Raw genomic sequence first — 21,558 nt, 5'->3', positions numbered from 1 at the left:
CCTCTAGGATACCCAAAAGATGAGCTTCCAAATTTCCGTGCAGCCCAGCGGCCGCAGCTTCACCGCCGATGACAACGAAACCCTGCTGGCCGCAGGCATCCGCCAAGGCATTGGCCTGCCCTATGGCTGCAAGGACGGCGCTTGTGGTTCCTGCAAATGCAAAAAAATCTCGGGCACTGTGGTGCACGGCCCGCACCAAGCCAAAGCCTTGAGCGACGAGGAAGAAGCCCAAGGCCTGGTGCTGACCTGCTGCGCCACCGCGCAAAGCGATGTGGTGCTCGAATCCAAACAAGTCACCGCCGAAGGCGGCTTGCCCGTCAAGAAAATGCCGGTGCGCGTGGTCAGTCTGGAGAAAAAGTCGCACGACGTGATCGTGCTGAAACTGCAACTGCCCGCCAACGATGTGATGAAGTTCCACGCCGGCCAGTACATCGAATTTTTGCTGCGTGATGGATCGCGCCGCAGCTACAGCATGGCCAACGCCCCGCACACGCTGGAAGTGGCCCCGCCCACGGTCGAGCTGCACATCCGCCACATGCCCGGCGGCAAGTTCACCGACCCGGTCTTCACCACCATGAAAGAAAAAGACATCCTGCGCGCCGAAGGCCCGTATGGCAGTTTTTTCCTGCGCGAAGACAGTGACAAGCCCATGGTGCTGCTGGCCTCTGGCACAGGCTTTGCGCCCATCAAGGCGCTGATCGAGCACATGCAGCACCGCGGCATCACCCGCCCGGCCACGCTGTACTGGGGTGGCCGCCGCCCGGCCGATTTGTACATGGCCGACTGGGTCGAGGCCCGCTTGGCCGAGATGCCCAACCTGCGCTATGTGCCCGTGATCTCGAACGCCGAGGCCGAAGACCACTGGAGCGGCCGCACCGGCTTTGTGCACCAGGCGGTGCTGCAGGACTTTCCTGATCTGTCAGGCCACCAGGTCTATGCCTGCGGCGCGCCCATCGTGGTCGACTCGGCCAAGCGCGACTATGTGGCGATGGGCGGTTTGCCCGAGGAGGAGTTCTACGCCGATTCGTTCACCTCCGAAGCCGACAAAGCCAAGGCTTGACGTTGACCTTTTCCACGGAGATTCCCATGACCATTAGCCGTCGTCAATTTGCCGCCGCATCCCTCGCACTCAGCGCGCCCGCCTGGGCGCAAAGCAAACCCATCCGCATCATCGTGCCTTATGCACCCGGTGGCCCCATCGACGTCACCGCGCGGGCCTTGGCCGAGCGCGTGAAAGACAGCTTGGGCACGGTGATCATTGAGAACCGCCCTGGTGCAGGTGGCAATCTGGGCGCTGATTTGGTGGCCAAGGCCGCGCCCGATGGCCTGACGATCGGCATCGCGGCCACGGCCACGCACGCCATCAACCCTTGGCTGTTTGCCAAGATGCCCTATGACGCCAGCCGCGACTTTGCGCCCATCACGCAAATGCTGCGCGTGCCCAACGTGCTGGTGATGAACGCCGAGACCGCCCAGCGCCTCAAAATCAACACCCTGGCCGATCTGGTGGCTTATGCCAAGGCGAATCCGGCCAAGCTGAACTTTGGCTCGGGCGGCAACGGCAGTGCGGGCCATTTGGCCGGCGAAATGTTCAAGCGGGCTGCTGGCATTTTTGCGGTGCACATTCCCTACAACGGCGGCAACCCCGCGCAGCTGGCTTTGTTGTCGGGACAGGTCGATTTCAACTTCGACAACCTGGCCACGGCAGCTGCCAACATCAAGGCAGGCCGACTCAAGGCCCTGGCCGTGACCACCGCCCAGCGCAGCAACGCCCTGCCCGACATCCCGAGCATGAGCGAAACCCTGAAAGACTTTTCGATCGACACTTGGTGGGGGCTGGTCGCCCCTGCGGCGACGCCCCCGGATGTGGTGGATCGGCTGAACAAAGCGTTTGTGGCCGCGCTGCAAACGCCCGAAACCAAAACACGTTTTGGCCAACTGCTGGCCGAGCCGGTGGGCAACACCCCGGAGCAATTTGGTGCGTTCATGAAAAAAGAACTGGCACGCTACGAAAGCGTGGTCAAGGCCAGCGGCGCACGGGTCGATTGAGCCATCTGGCCCAGCATGCAAAAAGCCCGGCGAGCCGGGCTTTTTTGCTGAACCGCGGGTGACTCACTCGCCCAAATAGGCCGCGCGCACCTTGGGGTCTTCGAGCATGTCCTTGCCCACCCCGGTCATGGTGATGAGGCCAGAGTCCATCACATAACCGCGGTCGGCGATGGCCAATGCCCGGCTGGCGTTTTGTTCCACCAGCAACACCGTCACGCCCTGGGCGTACACATCGCGCACCACCTCAAAGATCTTGTCGACCATGATAGGCGACAAGCCCATGGACGGCTCATCGAGCAGCAAGACCTTGGGGCGGCTCATCAAAGCACGGCCCATGGCCAGCATTTGCTGCTCGCCACCGGACATGGTGCCCGCCAACTGGTCCTTGCGCTCACGCAGACGCGGGAAAATGGTGAACATCTTCTCGATGTCATCCGCAATGCCTGCCGCGTCCGAGCGGATGTAGGCGCCCATTTGCAGGTTTTCGGTGATGGTCATGCGGGTGAACACGCCACGGCCTTCCGGCACCATGGCCAAGCCTTGCTTGACCAGGTCCCAAGGGCCTTGGCCCTGGATGCTTTGGCCCAGGTATTCGATGTCGCCGGCTTGCAAAGGCAAGGTGCCGGTGATGGCTTTCATGGTGGTGGTCTTGCCCGCACCATTGGAGCCGATCAGCGAGACCAGTTCGCCCTCACGCACCTCGAGGCTCACGCCCTTGACGGCCTGAATGCCGCCGTAGCCGACTTGCAGGTCTTTGACTTTCAAAAGAACATTCGCCATCTCAGTGCCCTCCCGTGCCCAGATAGGCTTCAATCACTTTTTCATTCTTCTGCACATCGGCAGGCGTGCCCTCGGCAATTTGTTTGCCATAGTCGAGCACCGTGACACGGTCACACAAGCCCATGACCAGCTTCACGTCGTGCTCGATCAACAAGATCGTACGGTTGTCCTTGCGGATCTGGTCGATCAACTCGCGCAGCTGCACTTTTTCGGTGGCGTTCATGCCGGCGGCAGGTTCGTCCAAGGCAATCAGCTGCGGATCGGTCGCCAAAGCACGGGCAATTTCCAGGCGCCGCTGGTCGCCATAAGAGAGCGTGCGGGCCTTGAAATCGGCGTATTTGCCAATGCCCACATAGTCAAGCAACTCATGCGCCCGCTGGGCAATGGCGGCTTCCTCGGCCTTGAAGCCCGGCGTGCGAAAAATCGCGCCCAGCAAGCCCGAATGGGTGCGCACATGGCGGCCCACCATCACGTTTTCGAGCGCCGTCATCTCGGCGAACAGGCGAATGTTCTGGAAGGTCCGGGCAATACCGGCCTTGGCCACTTCGTGCACGGCCGTGGGCTGGTAAGGTTTGCCCGCCAGCTCAAAAGTGCCACTGTCGGGCGTGTACAGGCCGGTGATCACGTTGAAAAACGTGGTCTTGCCCGCGCCGTTGGGCCCGATCAGGCCATAGACCTGACCGCGTTGAATGGTCATGCCCACATCGGTGAGGGCCTGCAGACCGCCAAAGCGCTTGGAAATGCCCGAGACGTTGAGAACGGTGTCTGGGTTGGCTGTTGGATTCATGTTCGGCTCCTTCATTTCGTCTTGAGCGAATTGCCATGTTCAGGCGAAGGCCACAGCCCACGAGGACGCATCAACATGATCACGATCATGGCCAGCGCCACCAACAACTGACGCATGATGGACGCATCCAAACGTCCACCCGTCATCTCTTGCAAGGGACCGGCCACGTAGCGCAGCACTTCGGGCAAAGCCGACAACAAAATCGCCCCCAAAATGACGCCCGGCAAGTAGCCCAGGCCGCCGAGCACCACCATGGCCACGATCATCACCGACTCCATCAGGCTGAAGGATTCGGGTGAGATAAAGCCCTGGAAACCGGCAAACATGGCCCCCGAAACGCCCCCAAAAGTGGCGCCCATGCCAAACGCGAGCAGCTTGAGGTTGCGGGTGTTCAGGCCCATGGCCTTGGCGGCGATTTCGTCTTCACGAATGGCCATCCAGGCGCGGCCAATGCGGGACACTTCCAGGTGGTGCGAAATCAAAATCGTGACCAGCACCAGGCTCAGGAACAGGTAGTAATAAAGCGACACCGAGGCGATTTCAAAATCGCCGATCATCAACTTCTTGCCCAGATTGAGGCCAAAAATCGAGATCGGATCGATTTGGTCCAGACCCTTGGGGCCGTTGGTGATGTTGACCGGGTGGTCCAGGTTGTTCATGAACACTCGGATGATTTCGCCAAAACCCAAAGTCACGATGGCCAGGTAGTCACCGCGCAGCTTGAGCGTGGGCGCACCAAGCAACATGCCAAAGATACCCGCCAAGGCAGCGCCCACGGGCACGATCAGCCAAATGGGCATGTGCATGCCGTTGGGATAAGCCGCAGCGATCCACGCAAAGGTGTTGGTCAGATGCGGCGAAGACAGCAGGCCGTACATGTAGGCGCCCACGGCAAAGAAAGCCACATAGCCCAAGTCGAGCAAACCGGCATAACCGACCACGATGTTCAGGCCAATGGCCAACAAAATGTAGAGCAAGGCCATGTCGGCGATGCGCACCCAGGCATTGCCAAAAATTTGCAGGATGAGCGGCAAGACAATCAGCGCAGCACCGATCAGGATGTATTGAAGTGTTTTGTTGTTTTTCATGGTTGTCCCCATCAAGCGCGATCGGCCACACGTTCACCCATCAGGCCCGAGGGGCGCAGGGTCAACACGATGATCAAGACAATGAACGCAAAGATATCGGTGTAGTGGCTGCCCAGCACACCGCCAGTCAGGTGACCGATGTAGCCCGAGCCAATGGCTTCGATCAAGCCCAGCAAGATGCCGCCAATGACCGCCCCTGACAAATTGCCAATGCCCCCAAACACCGCGGCGGTGAAAGCCTTCAGGCCCGGCAAGAAACCCATGGCGTGCTGCGCGGTGCCGTAGTTGGAGGCGTACATCACGCCCGCAATGGCCGCCAAAATGGCGCCAATCACGAAGGTGGCCGAGATCACCATGTCGGGCTTCACACCCATCAAAGCGGCCACACGCGGGTTCTCAGAAGTGGCCCGCATGGCACGGCCCAAGCGGGTGTAATTGACCAGCCACATCAGGATGGCCAGCGACACGGCCGTGACGCCCAAAATCATGATTTGGGTGGGCGTGATGACCACGCCGCCCATGTTGATGGGGGTGCTGGACAGCAAAGTGGGGTAGGCCTTGTAATTGGGCTTCCAGATGATCATGGCCAGGGTCTGCAGCAAGATGCTCATGCCAATCGCCGTGATCAGGGGGGCGAGTTTGGGGCTGTTGCGCAACGGCCGGTAGGCGATCTTTTCAATGGAAAAGTTCAGGACCACAGCCACCACGCACGCGATCAATGTGGCCAAAATCAAAATGACCCAGCCTGGCGCGCCGGGCATGGCGTCCCGCATCATGCCAATGGCCGACCAGCTGGTCAAAGCCCCGACCATCAGCACCTCACCGTGCGCAAAATTGATCAGGTTGATGATGCCGTACACCATGGTGTAGCCCAAGGCCACTAACGCATACATGCTGCCCATGACCAGGCCGTTGATGACCTGCTGGAAAAAGACGTCCATGGATTCCTCCGTGTTTTGACCTGCGCTTAGCGGGTCTTAGCTTCGGTTGTTGTTTTAGGATCAAGAATCACCTTTTGGGTGAGACCTGACAACTAGCAAAAACCCCGCCAGTTCATGCGATGCTGGGCGGGGTGGCGGGATTGTAGTGAAAGAAAGTTCCCGTCAGTCTTCATTGCCGTCGGGACTTACCCTTTGGCCGCATTTTTCTTTCGCAGTTCTTCCAGTTTGTCGGCAATTTTGATTTCCAGACCCCGGCGAACCGGTTTGTAAAAGCCGGGTTCAGGCATGCCATCGGGCAGGTAATGCTCGCCTGCCGCAAAACCGTCTTCCTCGTCGTGGGCATAGCGGTAGCCCTTGCCATAGTCCAGCTGCTTCATGAGCTGGGTGGGTGCATTGCGCAAGTGCATGGGCACCGGCCGGGTGCCGTCTTTTTTGACCCAGGCCTTGGCCTGGTTGAAGGCTTTGTAAGCGGCATTGGATTTGGGGGCCACGGCCAAGTAAATCACACACTGCGCCAGCGTCAACTCGCCCTCGGGACTGCCCAGGCGTTCGTACACCTCAGCGGCGTCGAGCGCCATCCGCAGGGCACGCGGGTCGGCCAGGCCAATGTCTTCACTGGCCATGCGGATCAGACGCCTGGCCATGTAACGCGGGTCCGCACCACCGTCGAGCATGCGCACGAACCAATAGAGGGCAGCATCGGGGTCGGAGCCGCGCACCGATTTGTGCAAGGCGCTGATGGTGTCGTAGAACTGCTCGCCGCCTTTGTCGTAGCGGCGCATGCGCTCGCCCAGCACCCGCATCAACCATGCATCGGTCACCGGATCGATGCTTTCTTGTTGGGCCGCCATGGCCAGGGTTTCCAGCGTATTGAGCAAACGCCGGGCATCGCCGTCGGCATAGGCCAGCAAGCGGGACAAAGCTTGAGGTTCGATGGCGGGAATGGCTTGAATGCCTTGCGCTCGCAGCACGATGCTTTGCAGGTCCTCCTCGGTCAGGGGCTGCAGCACATACACCGCCGCCCGCGACAACAAAGCCGAATTCACCTCAAAAGAAGGGTTCTCGGTCGTGGCACCGATGAAGGTGAACAAGCCACTTTCCACGTGCGGCAAAAACGCGTCTTGCTGACTTTTGTTGAAACGGTGCACCTCGTCCACAAACATGATGGTGCGCTGGGGATGCAAACCTGTGCGGGCCGCTTCGGCTTTTTCCACCGCTTCACGGATGTCCTTGACCCCGCCCAGGACCGCGCTGATGCTCAAAAATTGCGCATCAAACGCGTCGGCCATCAAACGGGCGATCGTGGTTTTGCCCACGCCCGGCGGCCCCCACAAAATGCAACTGTGCGGCTGGCCCGACTCGAAGGCCAGTCGCAAGGCCATGCCCTCGCCCAACAAATGCTGCTGCCCTATCACCTCACCCAAATGATGCGGGCGCAAGCGCTCGGCCAAAGGCGCATGGGAGGACAAACTGGCGGCTTTCATCGGCACCCGGACAGCCTCAAGGCCGAATGACGTCCACCCCCGCCGGGGCTTTGAACACAAAGGTGCTGGCGGGCAAAACCGGGTTGAGCTCAAAGCCAGAGAAGGTCAGCACAGAACGCTGCCCCAAGCTGTCTTGCACATCGAGCACGGCCAGCTCGGGGCCAGATGCGGCTGCACGCAAGCCCACCATCACGGAGCGGATTTGTCCGTCTGGCGATTGGGGCGTGGCTCGCACCCAGTGCAAACCATCGCGATCGGGCTCGGGGGTGAATTGAAAATCATTTTTCAAGGCCTGCAAATCCGAAGCCGCCGTCAGCAAGGCGGCCGGGGTTGACCCCAGCACCTGGGACTGCTGGCGGGCTGTGACCTGGTTCAGGTCCACATCGTGCAGCCACAAGGTCTGCCCATCGGCCACCAGGGTCTGCACAAAGGGCTTGCGGTAATCAAAACGGAATTTGCCTGGGCGCTGGAACTCGAAACGGCCACTCGATGTTTTGGCCCGTGGGGTCTGGCCCGCTCGGCTGGGTGACGTGACCACCTGGGTGAAGTCGGCGCGGCCACTGCGGGCCTGCTTCATGAACTGGGCAAGCAAATCCACACTGCTGGCCTGTAGGGGGAACATCCAAACCGACAGCGCTGCGACCAGCATGCCTTTGCCCAGAAAATTCATGGCCATTCGGCGGTTGAAAAAAGAGTGGGGCATCGCACTCACTCAGCCCGGGCGGGCACCAAAATTTCCCGCTGCCCGCTGCCACTCATGGCGCTGACGAGGCCGGCTTTTTCCATGTCCTCCACCAAGCGGGCTGCACGGTTGTAGCCGATCTTGAGGTGGCGCTGGACCAAAGAAATGCTGGCCTTGCGGTTTTTCAAGACCACCTCGACGGCCTGGTCGTACATCGGGTCTTTCTCGCTGTCTTCCCCCTCGCCCAGCATGCCGCCATCGTCGTCCACCGTGCCGCCCTCGAGCACGCCTTCGATGTAGTCGGGCTCGCCCTGGCTCTTGAGGTAACTCACCACGCGGTGCACTTCCTCGTCGCTCACAAAAGCACCGTGCACCCGAATCGGGAACCCCGTGCCCGAGGGCATGTAGAGCATGTCACCCATGCCCAGCAGCGCCTCGGCGCCCATCTGGTCCAAGATGGTGCGGCTGTCGATCTTGCTCGACACCTGGAACGCGATGCGGGTTGGGATATTGGCTTTGATCAAACCGGTGATCACGTCCACGCTGGGGCGTTGGGTGGCCAAAATCAAGTGGATACCGGCCGCACGGGCTTTTTGGGCCAATCGCGCAATCAACTCTTCGATCTTCTTGCCCACCACCATCATCAAATCGGCCAACTCGTCGATCACCACCACGATGTGCGGCAGGCGTTTGAGCGGCTCAGGATCGTCCGGCGTGAGGCTGAAGGGGTTGTAGATGAACTCTTCGCGGGCGGTGGCTTCGTCAATTTTCTGGTTGTAACCGGCCAAGTTGCGAACGCCCATCTTGCTCATGAGTTTGTAGCGTTTTTCCATCTCGGCCACGCACCAGTTCAAACCATGGGCCGCTTGGCGCATGTCGGTCACCACCGGGGCCAGCAGGTGCGGAATGCCTTCGTACACCGACATTTCCAGCATCTTGGGGTCGATCATCAAGAGGCGCACATCCCGGGCCTCGGCCTTGTACAGCAGCGACAAGATCATGGCGTTGATACCGACCGACTTGCCCGAACCGGTCGTTCCAGCCACCAGCACGTGCGGCATCTTGGCCAGATCGGCCACCACCGGGTTGCCAATGATGTCTTTGCCCAGACCCATGGTCAGCATGGATTTGGCCTCGTTGTACACCTGCGAGCCCAAAATTTCGCTCAATTTGATCGACTGGCGCTTGGCGTTGGGCAACTCCAAGGCCATGAAATTTTTGCCCGGAATCGTCTCGATCACCCGGATGGACACCAGACTGAGCGAGCGCGCCAGGTCTTTGGCCAGGTTCACCACCTGTGAACCCTTCACACCCGTGGCTGGCTCGATTTCGTAACGCGTGATCACAGGGCCTGGGGCAGCCGCCACCACACGCACTTCCACACCGAAATCCTTGAGCTTTTTCTCAATCAAGCGGCTGGTCATCTCCAGCGTCTCGGGCGACACCGTTTCTTGCCGAATGGACAAGCTGTCGAGCAAATCGACCTGCGGCAGCTTGCTGTCGGGCAGTTCGGTGAACAGGGGTTTTTGACGTTCCTTGACGACCCGATCGCTGCGTGGCACCTCCATGACAGTGGGCTCGATGACCCTGGGGACGGGGGGTGGCACGGGCAAAGGCACGGGCTCGAGATCGAGTTGACCTTCAGGCGCCGTTGTCAAAGGGTTCAAATCCCATTGCGGCTCAATGGCCTGAAATGGTGTGCTTTGCTCACGTTCACGCAATGCTTTCTGGCCCAGGGCCAGATCCTCTTGAATTTCCCGCTTTTCATGGCGCGACTGGATCAAGCCGTCAATGCGCGCACCAATCGACTCGGCCAACTGGCCCCATGAAAAACGAAACACCATGGCGACACCCGCCACGACCAAGGCGATGCCCATCAGTGCAGCGCCGGTAAAGCCGAGCCATCGAACGCTGGTGCTGCCCACCAGATACCCCAGAATGCCACCGCTGTGCCCCGGCAAATGGGCCTCCAGTCGGTACAGACGGGCCCACTCCATGCTCGCACTCGCGGCCACCAAGACCATCAAGCCGATCCAGAAAGTCCAAGGGCTGCGCAGGCTGCCCGCCGCATGGGCCGACTGCTCCTCTTCGGAGGCGCCGCGCATCCACCGGGCCAAACCAACCAACCAGGCCCGGCCAGCCGCAGCCAAGCACCACCAAGCGGAATACCCCAAAGCAAAGTAAGCCAAGTCGGCCAACCAAGCCCCAAAGGGCCCCACCCAGTTGCGCACCCCCTGACCACTGCCCGATGTAGACCAGGCGGGATCGGAGGCTTGGTAACTGATCAAAGCCAACAGGCACAGCAACAACAAGGCGCCACCCATCAACAACACGATTTCCTGGGCAAATCGCGCCCAAAAAGTCTGAGGTGCCTCCAGCGCCTTGTCTCGGGCTGTCGGGTTGGTCAATGTGTGCAGGGAATAGGTCATAAATTAAGCCTCAAGCTTACCCGATCAGGCCCCATCCAGACCGCAAGACGCTTGCGCCTAAGCCCTCTTCACCCTTTGCCTTTGGCGGTTTCTTACAATCTGAAGATTCGGTGCACTGCACTGTCTTTTCTTTCAACCGTCTGTCCACACCGATTGCTCCACATGTCTGCCTCTGCCAAACACGCCCAAGTCCTGATTCTCGGCTCCGGCCCCGCCGGTTACACCGCCGCCGTCTATGCCGCTCGCGCCAACCTCAAACCCCTGTTGATCACCGGCATGGCGCAAGGCGGCCAGCTCATGACCACCACCGAGGTGGACAACTGGCCCGCCGACGTGCACGGTGTGCAAGGCCCGGACCTGATGCAACGCTTCCAGGAACATGCCGAGCGCTTCAACACCGAAATCGTGTTTGACCACATCCACACGGTGAAACTCGAACAGCGCCCCTTCACCCTGATCGGCGACAGCGGCACCTACACCTGCGACAGCCTGATCATCGCCACGGGCGCTTCGGCCAAATACCTGGGTCTTCCCACCGAGACCGCCTTCATGGGCCGCGGCGTGAGCGGCTGCGCCACCTGCGACGGCTTTTTCTACCGCGACCAAGTCTGCTGCGTGGTCGGTGGCGGCAACACCGCCGTGGAAGAAGCCCTGTACCTGTCAAACATCGCCAGCAAGGTCTATTTGATCCACCGTCGCGACAAATTCAAAGCCGAACCCATCTTGGTGGACAAGCTCATGGACAAAGTCGCCGCCGGCAAGATTGAGCTCAAGACCTTCCAGACCCTAGAGGAAGTGCTGGGCGATGCGACTGGCGTGACCGGCGTTCGACTGAAATCCACCAAAGACGGCAGTCTGCACGATGTCGAACTCAAGGGCTGCTTCATCGCCATTGGCCACGCCCCCAACACCGACATCTTCCAGGGCCAACTGGCACTGGAGAACGGTTACATCGTGACCCAAAGCGGCTTGAAGGGCTTTGCCACCCAGACTTCGGTGCCCGGCGTGTTTGCCGCGGGCGATGTGCAAGACCACGTCTACCGCCAGGCCATCACCAGCGCGGGCACAGGCTGCATGGCCGCGCTCGATGCGCAGCGTTTTCTGGAACAGAACAACGGTTAAATCACTGCCGCCATCGCACTCCAAGGTAAACCTGAGCCCTGCGGTCCAGAAGTTGACTGCCAACGAACACCGAAAGGGCGCAGGGTTGCCTGACGGGGTGATGTGGCCAAGCGAAGCGCCTCTGAACCCCGGCAGGCACCCGCAACGCCTCACGAACAAGACCCAAACCGCCCTGTATTTGTCACAAAAGACCAGCACAAGCGTCCAAGCCCCTGCTTTCTGGCTATAATTCGAGGCTTTGCTGGATCTGCCCGGATGGTCATTCGGGATCACAGGGCCAGCGATCTGGGATACCGCCACCCATCTTGGCGAGGTGAGGCTGGAGCGCCAGGCCCCGTGCAAATCTGCACGAGACCCATCGGCACCAGCTGTTTAAAAAGTATCGGAGTGTCCACATGGCACGCGTTTGCGACGTAACGGGCAAAGGCCCAATGACCGGGAACAATGTTTCCCACGCCAACAACAAAACCAAGCGCCGGTTCCTGCCGAACCTGCAATACCGTCGTTTCTGGGTTGAAACAGAAAACCGTTGGGTGCGCCTGCGCGTCTCCAGCGCCGCTCTGCGCCTGATCGACAAAAACGGCATCGATGCCGTGCTCGCAGACCTGCGTGCACGCGGTCAAGCCTAAACCCAGAACATTAGGAGTCATACACCATGGCAACCAAAGGCGGACGCGAAAAAATCAAGCTGGAATCCACAGCTGGCACTGGTCACTTCTACACGACCAGCAAAAATAAGAAAACCATGCCCGAGAAAATGTCGATCATGAAGTTCGACCCCAAAGCTCGCAAGCACGTTGAATACAAGGAAATCAAGCTGAAGTGATTCGGCCTGCACCTTGCAAGAAAAAACCCGCTGTTTGCACAGCGGGTTTTTTTATGTCCGAAACGGGGTGCATGAGGCGGTCCGTTCAGCCGCCGCCCAACCTCCTCGGCGCGTCTGTCAATTCCAGCCTGTCTGAGACTCAGCGACTTTGACCATCATGGCTGCCCGCATGCGCGGGCATGACAAAGAGGTACGGGCACACGCAATGGGCTTGGGGCATCACAGCCCCTGCGAATCATCTTGGACCCCAAAAGCCAACAGGGCCCGAAGGCCCTGTTGGAATGGCTGCCGAAAAAAAATCAGGCAGCTTGGCGCACGGCACGCAACTTGACCGAGAAGTCGCGCAATGCGGCAATGCCACTTTCTTCGGCCCGGCGGCACCAGGCCTGCAGGTCAGCGGCCAATTGCTCGCGGGAATGTGAGGTGTTGAGCCAAATCTGGCTCAACTCTTCGCGCATTTGCACCATCTTGTCCAGCACAGGGCTGGCATCGCGGGCTTGCTTGAGCTGGGCTTGCGCAGCCGCTGGCACCTTGGCCGCATCGCGGTGCAACCAGCGCTGCGCCGCTTGCAACACGCTGGCGTCCAATTTGAGTTTGCCCGCCTCCTGTTGCATCACGGTTTTCACATTGCGTGCATAGCCGGCCATCACCTCGTAACGGTTGGCGATCAGTGCCTCGAGAGTCTTCTCGTCGGCCACAGGGCGGATGTCGCCATAGGCCAGACGGGGCGGTGTTTTCTTGACGGTGGCCATGCCCAGGGTTTCGAGCACCCGGATGTACAACCAGCCGATGTCGAACTCGTAAGGCTTGACCGACAACTTGGCCGAGGTGGGGTAGGTGTGGTGGTTGTTGTGCAACTCTTCGCCACCGATCAGGATGCCCCAAGGCGAGATGTTGGTGCTGGCGTCGTGCGCCTCGAAGTTGCGGTAGCCCCAGTAATGGGCAGCGCCGTTGATGATGCCGGCCGCCGTGATCGGGATCCAGGCCATTTGAACCGCCCAGACCGTCAGGCCCAGGAAACCAAACAAAGCCACGTCGATGACCAGCATCAGGGCCACGCCTTGCCACGAAAAGCGGGTGTACAGGTTGCGCTCGATCCAGTCGTCGGGTGTGCCGTGGCCGAACCGCTTGATGGTGTCCAGGTTCTTCGATTCCTTGCGGTAAAGCTCAGCACCGGTGAACAACACCGTTTTGATGCCGTGCACATGGGGACTGTGCGGGTCTTCGGCTTGCTCGCATTTGGCGTGGTGCTTGCGGTGAATGGCCGCCCACTCTTTGGTCACCTGGCCCGTGGTCAACCACAGCCAGAAACGGAAAAAGTGCGAAGGAATGGCGTGCAGGTCCAAAGCGCGGTGGGCCTGATGACGGTGCAGAAAAATGGTGACACTGGCGATGGTGATGTGGGTCAGACCCAAGGTGACCAACACCATTTGCCACCAAGCCAAGTCAAACAGGCCATAGCCCATCCAATGAATCATGGCATCCAGAAAATCCCAATCAGGCAACAACATGTGTTCGTCTTTCTACTGAAGCCTGATTTCAGGCAATTTGTCAATTTTAAGTTTTCCTGCCTCAAAAAGACAGCTGTTTCGACAGAATTCAAACAGAATGAGTCAGAAAATCTACTTTCTGACCCAGGCTGCGGCAAAAAATCCATCCGTGGCATGGCGATGAGGCCACAGCCTCAAGAATGTGCCGGCTGGCGGGGCATCGGGGTGGGCATCGCCCGATGGGGCCGGTGAGCACAAACTGGCTGCGTGGGGCACTTTGAGCCTGTCGAGCTCTTGTGCCACGTTCAAGGGGACAAAGTACGGGTTGGCGGTGCTGAAGGCTTGCGCGATCCCTTCGTTTTCCTCGGGCAACACGCTGCAAGTGGCATACACCAAACGGCCGCCGGACTTGACCATGCGCGAGGCGCTTTGCAAGATGGCTTGCTGCTTTTCGGTCAACTCCTGCACAGTTTGGGGCTTTTGTCGCCATTTCAAGTCCGGGTTACGGCGCAAAGTACCCAGGCCCGAGCAAGGCGCATCGACCAGCACGCGGTCGATCTTGCCAGCCAGGCGTTTCACGCGCTCATCGCGCTCGTGCGCAATGGCCGCCGGGTGCACATTCGACAGGCCGCTGCGGGCCATGCGGGGTTTGAGCGCATCGAGACGATGACCTGACACGTCAAACGCGTACAAACGGCCTGTGCTGCGCATGGCCGCGCCCAGCGCCAACGTTTTGCCGCCTGCGCCCGCACAAAAATCCACCACCATCTCGCCCCGGTGGGCGTCGACCAACAAGGCCAGCAGCTGCGAGCCCTCGTCTTGCACCTCGATGGCGCCTCGGGTGAAGGCATCGGTCTTTTGCAAAGCAGGTTTGCCTTGCAGGCGCAGGCCCCAAGGCGAGTAAGGCGTGGGCTCGCAAGCGATGCCCGCTTGTGCCAGCTCTTTTTGGATGTCGCTGCGTTTGGCTTGAAACATGTTCACCCGCAGATCGAGTGTTCCAGCCTGTTGAAGGTTCTCGGCCAAGGCCCAAAAATCTTCGCCCAACTGGGCCTGCAGCGCCTGCGCCATCCACTCGGGCAGGTTGTGGCGGTGAGGGGCCATCAGGGCATCGGCTGGAATGGCGTCGCAAGTGGCCAGCCATTTCTTCTCGGTGTCGTTGAGCGCAGAGGCCAGAAAATCGCGCGGACCAAAAAAGCCCAAAATCGCCAATTTGCGTTCTTTCGCACCCGAACCTGAGCGGGCCAACTGCTCAAACAACAACTTTTTGCGCAACACGGCAAACGCGGTTTCGGCCAAGGTGGCGCGTTCACGGGGGCCCAAAGAGCGGTGTTCGCGAAAATAGCGCGACACCACGGCGTCGGCAGGATGTTCAAATTGGAGAACCAGCCTGACCAGATCGGCGCAGGCGTCTAAAAGGGCTTTTGGATGCATAGGGGTGCATTGTCCCATCCCCGACCCTTGGTCAGACACACATCACAGGAAAGACATGTCAGAACTACTGCCACCCCTGATCGAAACGCCCCAAGGCTTGTACCGACACTACAAAGGCGGCCAATACCGCGTGCTGGGCACCGTGCGCCACAGCGAAGACCTGCAGCCCATGACGCTCTACCAAGCGTTGTATGGGGAACAAGGCCTGTGGGTCCGGCCCGCTGCCATGTTTGCCGAGGTGGGCGAGTTCAACGGGCAAGTTCAGCCGCGGTTTACCCGCATTGGGGACTGAACAGGCTCTGCTCGGGGGAAGCCTTGATTCCCCCAAGGCCTAGGCCGGCAAGGCACGCAGGAATTCAGCCACGGCCCGCGGATACATCAAGTGCTCTTGCGACAGCACCCGTGACCCAAGGCTGTCGGCCGTGTCGCCCGGCAACACCGGCACCACCGCCTGCGCCAGAATGCCCCCGTGGTCCAGCTCGGCCGTGACCTGGTGCACGGTCGCCCCGGCAAAACGGCAACCGGCATCGATCGCACGCTGGTGGGTGTTCAGCCCCGGGAATGCGGGCAACAAAGACGGATGGATGTTGAGCATGCGTCCTGCGTAATGCGCCACAAAACCGGGGGTCAAGATGCGCATGAACCCCGCGAGCACCAGCAAAGCGGGCGCGTGCCGGTCGATCTCGGCCATCAGGGCCACATCAAACGCTTCACGGCTGGCAAAGCGCTTGTGGTCGAGCACCTGGGTCGCGATGCCATGGTCTTGGGCCAAAGCCAGGCCTTGGGCATCGGCCCGGTTGCTCAGCACGGCAGCCACCCGGGCGTTCAGCCGCTCGGCCCATCGGCCTTGCTCAGCCGCTCGCACAATGGCGGCCATGTTCGAGCCCGAGCCTGAAATCAGAATGACGATGTTTCTCATGAAGGGCCGAATTATCCCTGCAGCCCGACCTCATCCCCGGTATTTGTCGCACCAAGGACAAGCCGGATCGGCCTGCGCGTGATAAAAAGCACGGTCGTTTGATTTTGAGAGAAAACCCCATGGATTTGGCATTCACCCCCGAAGAGCTCGCATTCCGCGACGAAATTCGCACCTGGGTCAAGGACAACTTGCCCGCCGACATTTCACAGAAAGTGCACAACGCCATGCGGCTGACACGCGAGGACATGCAGCGCTGGGCCAAAATTCTGGGCAAAAAAGGCTGGTTGGGTTGGGGTTGGCCCACGCAATTTGGCGGCCCGGGCTGGACCGCCGTGCAAAAGCACCTGTTCGAAGAAGAATGCGCCCTGGCAGGCGCGCCGCGCGTCGTGCCCTTTGGCCCGGTGATGGTGGCGCCCGTGATCATGGCGTTTGGCAATGCCGAGCAGCAGCAACGCTTTTTGCCCGGCATCGCCAGCGGTGAAGTCTGGTGGAGCCAGGGCTACAGCGAACCCGGCTCCGGCTCGGACCTGGCATCGCTCAAAACACGCGCCGAGCGCGTGGGTGACAAGTACATCGTCAATGGCCAGAAGACCTGGACCACCTTGGGCCAATACGGCGAATGGATTTTTTGCTTGGTGCGCACCAGCACCGAAGGCAAGCCGCAAACCGGCATTTCTTTCCTCTTGATCGACATGAAGTCGCCCGGCATCACCGTGCGCCCCATCAAGTTGCTCGACGGTGAATGCGAGGTCAACGAGGTCTGGTTTGACAACGTCGAAGTGCCCGCCGAAAACCTGATCGGTGAAGAAAACAAGGGCTGGAACTACGCCAAGCACCTCTTGGCCCACGAGCGCACCAACATCGCCGACGTGAACCGCGCAAAACGTGAGCTCGAGCGCTTGAAGCGCATCGCCAAAGCCGAAGGCGTGTACGACGACCTGCGCTTTCGCGACGAAATCGCCAAGCTCGAAGTGGACATCGTGGCCCTGGAGATGCTGGTGCTGCGCGTGCTGTCGGCCGAAAAGTCGGGCAAGAACTCGCTGGACATTGCGGGCCTGCTCAAGATCAAGGGCAGCGAAATCCAGCAGCGCTACACCGAGTTGATGATGCAGGCCGCGGGCCCCTTCGCTCTGCCCTACATCTTCGAAGCGATGGACGCAGGCTGGCAAGGCCACTTTCCGGGCGGCACCTTGTCGAACGCCCCCCTGGCTGCCAACTACTTCAACATGCGCAAGACCACCATCTACGGCGGCAGCAACGAAGTGCAACGCAACATCGTCGCCCAAACCGTGCTCGGCTGACCCCAAAGGATTTCAAAATGGATTTCGATTTTTCTGACGACCAAGAACAACTGCGCGACGCGGTGCGCAAATGGGTGGACAAAGGCTACGACTTCGATCGCCGCCGAGCCATCGTGGCAGCCGGCGGTTTTGACCGCGCGGCCTATGGCGAGCTGGCCGAACTGGGCCTGACGGGCCTGTATGTGAGCGAGAACAACGGCGGCATGGGCATGGGCCCCACCGAAGCCATGGTCACCATGGAAGAACTCGGACGCGGCATCGTGCTCGAACCCCTGATCCAGACACTGATCAGCAGCGCCACCCTGCAAACCCATGCCCCGGCCGAGCTGCAAGCGGCCTGGCTGCCGCGCATGGCTGCAGGCGAAGCCATCGTCGTGCTGGCGCATCAAGAGCGCGGTGCCCGTTACCAATTGGGTCGCTGCGCCACCCTGGCCAGCGAGTCGGGCGGCGCATGGTCCGTGAGCGGCACCAAGAGCGTGGTGGCCGTGGGCGACCAGGCCGACGCCTTCGTGGTGCCTGCCACCGTGAATGGCCAAATGGCCCTGTTCTTGGTCGAGCGCAGCGCCAGCGGGGTCAGCACCCAGGCCTACATCACGCAAGACGGCTCACGCGCCGCCGAAGTGGTGCTCCAGCAAGCGCCGGCGCACTTGATCACCCTGAACGGCCTGAGCGCTTTGGAAGAAGCGGTGGACGTGGGCATCGCCTGCGCCTGCGCCGAAGCCGTGGGCGTGATGGACAAGACGGTGGCCATCACCGTGGACTACATGAACACGCGCAAACAGTTTGGCGTGGCCATTGCCAGCTTCCAGGCCCTGCGCCACCGCGTGGCCGACATGAAAATGCAGCTGGAGTTGGGCCGCTCGATGAGCTACTACGCCAGCCTGAAGCTGCATGCCCCCGCCGAAGAACGCCGCCGGGCCCTCGCCCGTGCCAAGTACCAACTGGGCGTGTCCATGCGCTTCATTGGCCAGCAAGCGGTGCAGCTGCACGGCGGCATTGCCGTGACGGACGAATACATCGTGAGCCATTACTTCAAGAAATTGACCCAACTGGACATGACATTTGGCGACACCCTGCACCAGCTCGGCGAGGTGTCGGCCCGCATGCAAGAAACGGCGGGCGTGTTCGCATAAGGGCAAGGGTCTTCGAACCTGAGCAAGGCGCAAGGGCGGCGCGGGTCGGGCGATGCGGCAAAGCCAAGCGCCTCTGAGCCCGAAACGCGCCGCCCTTTCGCCTTGCGGCTCACGGCCAGAATCGTCCGAATGTTCAGCCAAACAAAAGGGCCCCGAAAGGGGCCCTTTTTCATCCTCACTCCGCCTCACGCACCCGTAAAAAAGAAGCAAAACGCGGCAAGCCCGAGGGGGTGCGTTCGCGATAGCGGTAGGTGACCGTGGCCCCCACTGGCGGTGGCTTGCGGCGTTGTGCATCGCTCAGGCCCGCGCCCAGGGCAAAGCGCTGGCCCGAGGGCATTTGCACCAGCAAAGCCCCGGTCATCCCCCACAAGCGCCCTTTGCCCGCTTGATGCCCCACCACCAGCCCCTCTTCGTCGAACTCGGGCTTGAGCTTGAACAGAGCTTCGGTGCGGCCCGGCTGCCACAGGGCATCGGCCCGGTGCAACATCAAGCCCTCCCCACCTTGGCGCACTGTGTCACGCAAAAGAGTATCCAAAACCCGAGCGTCTTTCACCTCGCGCTGCGCCACCGGTATCAGCCAGGGCAGCTGCGCCTCGGCCACGGTGGACTGCAAAAAAGCCACCCGCCGGGCAAACGGGGCGGTGTGACCAGGCGCGTCAAACACGAGGTACTTCACCGCGCGCCAGGCCTCGTCGTCGGGCTCGGTTTGGCGCACCACACCGGAGAGCCGGTCAAACGCCCCGTGGGCCAGCCACAACTCACCATCCAAGGCCACGCGGGGCAAGGCCGACAAAAACCAGGCCGGGGCAGCGATCGTCCGACCACTGCGAAAGCGCAACAGCTGACCATCCCAGACGGCCCGCACACCATCAAATTTTTCACTCACCCAAAAGCCTTCCGGGGATCGCCCCAGAGGCCAAAGCGTGGCCAATTGCAAGCCTTGCACGGCGCCCCCCCCCACAGCCGGAACCGGCCCAAGGGTTTGGGCCCCAAGACCGGGCATCAGCCAAGGCGACAGGAGCAGCGCCGACACACTGGCGCGTCGGCTCAGAATGGCGCCGGGCGTGCGCGGGGCCATGGGCGCAGCTGTGCATAGGGGGGTGGATGGCAAAAGCTGAGGCATGACCGGTCTCCCTGAGGTCCCAAAGGGCCAAGAACTGCTTTGGAGGCAAGTCAGACCATTTGGATTCTTTTGTTTTCAGGAAGTCATGATGCGACGCTTTGCCCATCCGCGCAAGTTGCGTCGCTTGGTGGCCCGCTCAGACCATCAAACGGGAATTTTTCGGTACGTGTGCCATCAAAAACGCCATCTGGTCGCTCAGGATGCGGCGGTTGCGCAAAATGAAGTCTTCCCACAGGCTGGGCACATACGGGGCATACAACAAAGGCATGCGGGCCTGCTCGGGGGTGCGGCTGCTTTTGCGGTGGTTGCAGGAGCGACAAGCCGTGACCACGTTCATCCAGTGGTCGGGGCCGTTTTGGCACAGGGGCACGATGTGTTCGCGCGTCAGCACCGACTCGTGAAAATGCCCGCCGCAATAGGCGCAGACATTGCGATCGCGCACGAACAGCTTGGGATTGGTCAGGCCCGAGCGCATCTCAAACGGGTTGATGCGGGGCACGCCCTGTGTGCCGATGATGCTGTTGACGTGGATGATGGATTGCTGGCCTGTGAGCGCGTTGTGACCGCCGTGAAAAACGGCCACTTGCTGTCCCGCCTCCCAACGCACCTCGTCTGCCGCGTAGTGGGTGACCGCCTGCTCCAGTGTGATCCACGATTGCGGCAAGCCTTGGGCCGAGAGTTTCAAAACCTTCACAGACGCCTCCATCCAACAGTTTGAAAAACCACTGACACGAAAAGTTCCGTCTCGATCCGGCTGGGTGCGGCAGATGCCGCGGCCAAAGGGATCGGGCTCAGTCACAATATACCCTCTTACATTGACAAAACCGTGAAAGCTGGCGCTTGGGCCAGTGCACAGGCAGGACATGAGCAGCGACATGAAGGTTTTCCGAGGCTTCCACCACCCCGACCTGGCCCCCGCTTGCGCCCTGACCATTGGCAACTTCGACGGCGTGCACCGTGGGCATCAGGCCATGCTGGCTTTGTTGCGCAGCGAGGCCGCGCACCGGGGGGTGCCCAGCTGCGTGATGACTTTCGAGCCGCACCCGCGCGACTACTTTGCCAAGGCCCTGAACAAGCCTGAACTGGCCCCCGCCCGCATTGCCACCTTGCGAGACAAACTGCAGGAACTCGAGCGCTGCGGTGTCGATCAGGTGGTGGTGGTGCCCTTCGGTGCCCAACTGGCCAGCCAGTCGCCTGAAGACTTTATCCAGCACGTGCTGATCCAAGGGCTGGGCGTGCGCTATGTGCTCGTGGGCGACGATTTCCGCTTTGGGGCCCAACGCGCGGGCGACTACGCCATGCTCGACGCCACAGGCCAACGCCTGGGCTTTGATGTGGCCCGCATGAACAGCTATGAAGTGCGCGGTCTGCGCGTGTCCAGCTCGGCCGTGCGCGAAGCGCTGAACCGAGGTGACCTGCCAGCGGTGCAGACCCTGCTGGGTCGCCCCTACAGCATCAGCGGCCATGTGGTGCATGGGCGCAAGCTCGGGCGCGAGCTGGCCGCCAGCGCCGAAGGTGCAGGCGACGGCTTTCGCACCCTGAATTTGCGTTTTTCGCACTGGAAGCCTGCGGCCAGCGGCATCTTTGTGGTGCAGGTGCATGGCCTGGCCGGTCAGCCCTTGAAGGGCGTGGCCAATTTGGGCATCCGCCCTTCGCTCGACCCCCATGACGTCAACGGCGGGCGGGTGCTGCTGGAGACCCATGCCTTCGACTGGCCCGCCGAACTGGGCAGCGAAGGGGGCTACGGTAAAATCATCCGTGTGGACTTGCTGCATAAATTACACGACGAACTCCAATACGACGGTCTGGCCGCCCTGACACAGGGCATCGCCAAAGACTGTGAGGTCGCGCAGGCGTGGTTTGCTTCTCGCCATGGTGAAACCAGCCGCCAAACCACCCGCGACCGAATTTGACGCTCCGGCCCTCGTTTGCTGCCCTTCGACAGGCTCAGGGCGAACGAAAAAACGGCCCAC

Annotated in this window: 21 protein-coding genes; 9 read left to right on the top strand and 12 right to left on the bottom strand. The window is 60.7% G+C overall.

Translation table 11 applies throughout. From position 1 onward, the window contains the following. The first annotated feature begins 19 nt into the window (after positions 1–19). On the top strand, positions 20–1,060 hold the full coding sequence (locus LHAB_RS07995; protein ID WP_090045243.1) for a CDP-6-deoxy-delta-3,4-glucoseen reductase: 1,041 nt from the start codon (positions 20–22) through the stop codon (positions 1,058–1,060). Positions 1,061–1,086: 26 nt separating this feature from the next. After that, positions 1,087–2,049 (top strand): Bug family tripartite tricarboxylate transporter substrate binding protein, encoded by a 963-nt coding sequence (locus tag LHAB_RS07990; protein WP_090045242.1) that lies wholly within the window; start codon positions 1,087–1,089, stop codon positions 2,047–2,049. A gap of 63 nt (positions 2,050–2,112) precedes the next feature. On the opposite strand, the gene LHAB_RS07985 is transcribed toward LHAB_RS07990, so the two are convergent. From LHAB_RS07985 to LHAB_RS14825, 7 genes are all read right to left on the bottom strand, one after another. After that, positions 2,113–2,829: an ABC transporter ATP-binding protein gene (locus tag LHAB_RS07985; protein WP_090045240.1), complete on the bottom strand. Its 717-nt coding sequence runs from the start codon at positions 2,827–2,829 to the stop codon at positions 2,113–2,115. A gap of 1 nt (position 2,830) precedes the next feature. Continuing rightward, positions 2,831–3,631, bottom strand: coding sequence for an ABC transporter ATP-binding protein (locus LHAB_RS07980; protein WP_090045239.1), 801 nt, complete (start codon positions 3,629–3,631; stop codon positions 2,831–2,833). Then, positions 3,628–4,704, bottom strand: coding sequence for a branched-chain amino acid ABC transporter permease (locus LHAB_RS07975; RefSeq protein ID WP_090045237.1), 1,077 nt, complete (start codon positions 4,702–4,704; stop codon positions 3,628–3,630). The genes LHAB_RS07980 and LHAB_RS07975 overlap by 4 nt, the downstream gene beginning before the upstream one ends. A gap of 11 nt (positions 4,705–4,715) precedes the next feature. Further along, positions 4,716–5,645: a branched-chain amino acid ABC transporter permease gene (locus tag LHAB_RS07970; protein ID WP_090045236.1), complete on the bottom strand. Its 930-nt coding sequence runs from the start codon at positions 5,643–5,645 to the stop codon at positions 4,716–4,718. A gap of 185 nt (positions 5,646–5,830) precedes the next feature. Next, a complete protein-coding gene (locus tag LHAB_RS07965; protein WP_090045234.1) occupies positions 5,831–7,129 on the bottom strand; it encodes a replication-associated recombination protein A in 1,299 nt (432 codons plus the stop codon). 16 nt (positions 7,130–7,145) lie between these two features. Next, the gene (gene lolA / locus LHAB_RS07960) at positions 7,146–7,751 is read right to left on the bottom strand and encodes an outer membrane lipoprotein periplasmic chaperone LolA (protein WP_228763455.1); all 606 of its coding nucleotides are present in this window, start codon (positions 7,749–7,751) and stop codon (positions 7,146–7,148) included. A gap of 86 nt (positions 7,752–7,837) precedes the next feature. Beyond that, the gene (locus LHAB_RS14825) at positions 7,838–10,240 is read right to left on the bottom strand and encodes a DNA translocase FtsK (RefSeq protein WP_090045232.1); all 2,403 of its coding nucleotides are present in this window, start codon (positions 10,238–10,240) and stop codon (positions 7,838–7,840) included. Between the two features lie 162 nt (positions 10,241–10,402). Here LHAB_RS14825 and trxB point away from each other — a divergent pair, with 162 nt between their 5' ends. From trxB to rpmG, 3 genes are all read left to right on the top strand, one after another. Beyond that, on the top strand, positions 10,403–11,362 hold the full coding sequence (gene trxB / locus LHAB_RS07950; RefSeq protein ID WP_090045230.1) for a thioredoxin-disulfide reductase: 960 nt from the start codon (positions 10,403–10,405) through the stop codon (positions 11,360–11,362). Positions 11,363–11,757: 395 nt separating this feature from the next. Beyond that, positions 11,758–11,991: a 50S ribosomal protein L28 gene (gene rpmB / locus LHAB_RS07945; protein WP_026039317.1), complete on the top strand. Its 234-nt coding sequence runs from the start codon at positions 11,758–11,760 to the stop codon at positions 11,989–11,991. A gap of 26 nt (positions 11,992–12,017) precedes the next feature. After that, a complete protein-coding gene (gene rpmG, locus LHAB_RS07940) occupies positions 12,018–12,188 on the top strand; it encodes a 50S ribosomal protein L33 (RefSeq protein WP_006298735.1) in 171 nt (56 codons plus the stop codon). A 299-nt stretch (positions 12,189–12,487) separates the two neighbouring features. Here rpmG and LHAB_RS07935 read toward each other — a convergent pair whose 3' ends face one another. Further along, the gene (locus tag LHAB_RS07935) at positions 12,488–13,699 is read right to left on the bottom strand and encodes a DesA family fatty acid desaturase (protein WP_090045229.1); all 1,212 of its coding nucleotides are present in this window, start codon (positions 13,697–13,699) and stop codon (positions 12,488–12,490) included. A 111-nt stretch (positions 13,700–13,810) separates the two neighbouring features. Next, the gene (locus tag LHAB_RS07930) at positions 13,811–15,109 is read right to left on the bottom strand and encodes an RsmB/NOP family class I SAM-dependent RNA methyltransferase (protein WP_090045227.1); all 1,299 of its coding nucleotides are present in this window, start codon (positions 15,107–15,109) and stop codon (positions 13,811–13,813) included. 55 nt (positions 15,110–15,164) lie between these two features. Between LHAB_RS07930 and LHAB_RS07925 the strand changes: the two genes are divergently transcribed. Continuing rightward, positions 15,165–15,401 carry a DUF1653 domain-containing protein gene (locus tag LHAB_RS07925; protein ID WP_090045226.1) on the top strand — a complete coding sequence of 79 codons (237 nt, stop codon included), beginning with the start codon at positions 15,165–15,167 and terminating at the stop codon, positions 15,399–15,401. Between the two features lie 39 nt (positions 15,402–15,440). Here the strand turns inward: LHAB_RS07925 and purN are convergent, their stop codons facing one another. Then, a complete protein-coding gene (purN, locus tag LHAB_RS07920; protein ID WP_090045224.1) occupies positions 15,441–16,028 on the bottom strand; it encodes a phosphoribosylglycinamide formyltransferase in 588 nt (195 codons plus the stop codon). A 119-nt stretch (positions 16,029–16,147) separates the two neighbouring features. On the opposite strand from purN, the gene LHAB_RS07915 reads away from it, so the two are divergent. Further along, entirely contained in the window at positions 16,148–17,329 is a 1,182-nt protein-coding gene (locus LHAB_RS07915; RefSeq protein WP_090045223.1) for an acyl-CoA dehydrogenase family protein, read from the top strand. A gap of 17 nt (positions 17,330–17,346) precedes the next feature. After that, positions 17,347–18,462, top strand: a complete 1,116-nt coding sequence (locus LHAB_RS07910) for an acyl-CoA dehydrogenase family protein (protein WP_090045221.1) — start codon at positions 17,347–17,349, stop codon at positions 18,460–18,462. 175 nt (positions 18,463–18,637) lie between these two features. On the opposite strand, the gene LHAB_RS07905 is transcribed toward LHAB_RS07910, so the two are convergent. Together LHAB_RS07905 and LHAB_RS07900 are read right to left on the bottom strand one after the other, a co-directional pair. Then, on the bottom strand, positions 18,638–19,585 hold the full coding sequence (locus LHAB_RS07905; RefSeq protein ID WP_228763385.1) for a DNA ligase: 948 nt from the start codon (positions 19,583–19,585) through the stop codon (positions 18,638–18,640). Between the two features lie 136 nt (positions 19,586–19,721). Further along, entirely contained in the window at positions 19,722–20,279 is a 558-nt protein-coding gene (locus LHAB_RS07900; RefSeq protein ID WP_090047798.1) for an HNH endonuclease, read from the bottom strand. Positions 20,280–20,460: 181 nt separating this feature from the next. On the opposite strand from LHAB_RS07900, the gene LHAB_RS07895 reads away from it, so the two are divergent. Next, positions 20,461–21,498 (top strand): bifunctional riboflavin kinase/FAD synthetase, encoded by a 1,038-nt coding sequence (locus LHAB_RS07895; RefSeq protein WP_090047796.1) that lies wholly within the window; start codon positions 20,461–20,463, stop codon positions 21,496–21,498. Positions 21,499–21,558 lie beyond the last annotated feature (60 nt).

The sequence above is a fragment of the Limnohabitans sp. 2KL-27 genome, from assembly GCF_001269345.1.
Classification (GTDB): domain Bacteria; phylum Pseudomonadota; class Gammaproteobacteria; order Burkholderiales; family Burkholderiaceae_C; genus Limnohabitans_A.
The sequence above is the reverse complement of the archived record's forward strand: the minus strand, read 5'-3'. Positions and strand labels throughout refer to the sequence as shown.

What these genes read in the sequence shown, in the direction of transcription:
- LHAB_RS07995 (WP_090045243.1), top strand. Translation starts at nt 20, where the DNA reads ATGAGCTTCCAAATTTCCGTGCAGCCCAGCGGCCGCAGCTTCACCGCC.
- purN (WP_090045224.1), bottom strand. Translation starts at nt 16,028, where the DNA reads ATGAGAAACATCGTCATTCTGATTTCAGGCTCGGGCTCGAACATGGCC.
- LHAB_RS14825 (WP_090045232.1), bottom strand. Translation starts at nt 10,240, where the DNA reads ATGACCTATTCCCTGCACACATTGACCAACCCGACAGCCCGAGACAAG.
- rpmG (WP_006298735.1), top strand. Translation starts at nt 12,018, where the DNA reads ATGGCAACCAAAGGCGGACGCGAAAAAATCAAGCTGGAATCCACAGCT.
- LHAB_RS07990 (WP_090045242.1), top strand. Translation starts at nt 1,087, where the DNA reads ATGACCATTAGCCGTCGTCAATTTGCCGCCGCATCCCTCGCACTCAGC.
- rpmB (WP_026039317.1), top strand. Translation starts at nt 11,758, where the DNA reads ATGGCACGCGTTTGCGACGTAACGGGCAAAGGCCCAATGACCGGGAAC.
- LHAB_RS07970 (WP_090045236.1), bottom strand. Translation starts at nt 5,645, where the DNA reads ATGGACGTCTTTTTCCAGCAGGTCATCAACGGCCTGGTCATGGGCAGC.
- lolA (WP_228763455.1), bottom strand. Translation starts at nt 7,751, where the DNA reads ATGTTCCCCCTACAGGCCAGCAGTGTGGATTTGCTTGCCCAGTTCATG.
- LHAB_RS07935 (WP_090045229.1), bottom strand. Translation starts at nt 13,699, where the DNA reads ATGTTGTTGCCTGATTGGGATTTTCTGGATGCCATGATTCATTGGATG.
- LHAB_RS07975 (WP_090045237.1), bottom strand. Translation starts at nt 4,704, where the DNA reads ATGAAAAACAACAAAACACTTCAATACATCCTGATCGGTGCTGCGCTG.
- LHAB_RS07915 (WP_090045223.1), top strand. Translation starts at nt 16,148, where the DNA reads ATGGATTTGGCATTCACCCCCGAAGAGCTCGCATTCCGCGACGAAATT.
- LHAB_RS07980 (WP_090045239.1), bottom strand. Translation starts at nt 3,631, where the DNA reads ATGAAGGAGCCGAACATGAATCCAACAGCCAACCCAGACACCGTTCTC.
- LHAB_RS07965 (WP_090045234.1), bottom strand. Translation starts at nt 7,129, where the DNA reads ATGAAAGCCGCCAGTTTGTCCTCCCATGCGCCTTTGGCCGAGCGCTTG.
- LHAB_RS07895 (WP_090047796.1), top strand. Translation starts at nt 20,461, where the DNA reads ATGAAGGTTTTCCGAGGCTTCCACCACCCCGACCTGGCCCCCGCTTGC.
- LHAB_RS07905 (WP_228763385.1), bottom strand. Translation starts at nt 19,585, where the DNA reads ATGCCTCAGCTTTTGCCATCCACCCCCCTATGCACAGCTGCGCCCATG.
- trxB (WP_090045230.1), top strand. Translation starts at nt 10,403, where the DNA reads ATGTCTGCCTCTGCCAAACACGCCCAAGTCCTGATTCTCGGCTCCGGC.
- LHAB_RS07925 (WP_090045226.1), top strand. Translation starts at nt 15,165, where the DNA reads ATGTCAGAACTACTGCCACCCCTGATCGAAACGCCCCAAGGCTTGTAC.
- LHAB_RS07910 (WP_090045221.1), top strand. Translation starts at nt 17,347, where the DNA reads ATGGATTTCGATTTTTCTGACGACCAAGAACAACTGCGCGACGCGGTG.
- LHAB_RS07985 (WP_090045240.1), bottom strand. Translation starts at nt 2,829, where the DNA reads ATGGCGAATGTTCTTTTGAAAGTCAAAGACCTGCAAGTCGGCTACGGC.
- LHAB_RS07930 (WP_090045227.1), bottom strand. Translation starts at nt 15,109, where the DNA reads ATGCATCCAAAAGCCCTTTTAGACGCCTGCGCCGATCTGGTCAGGCTG.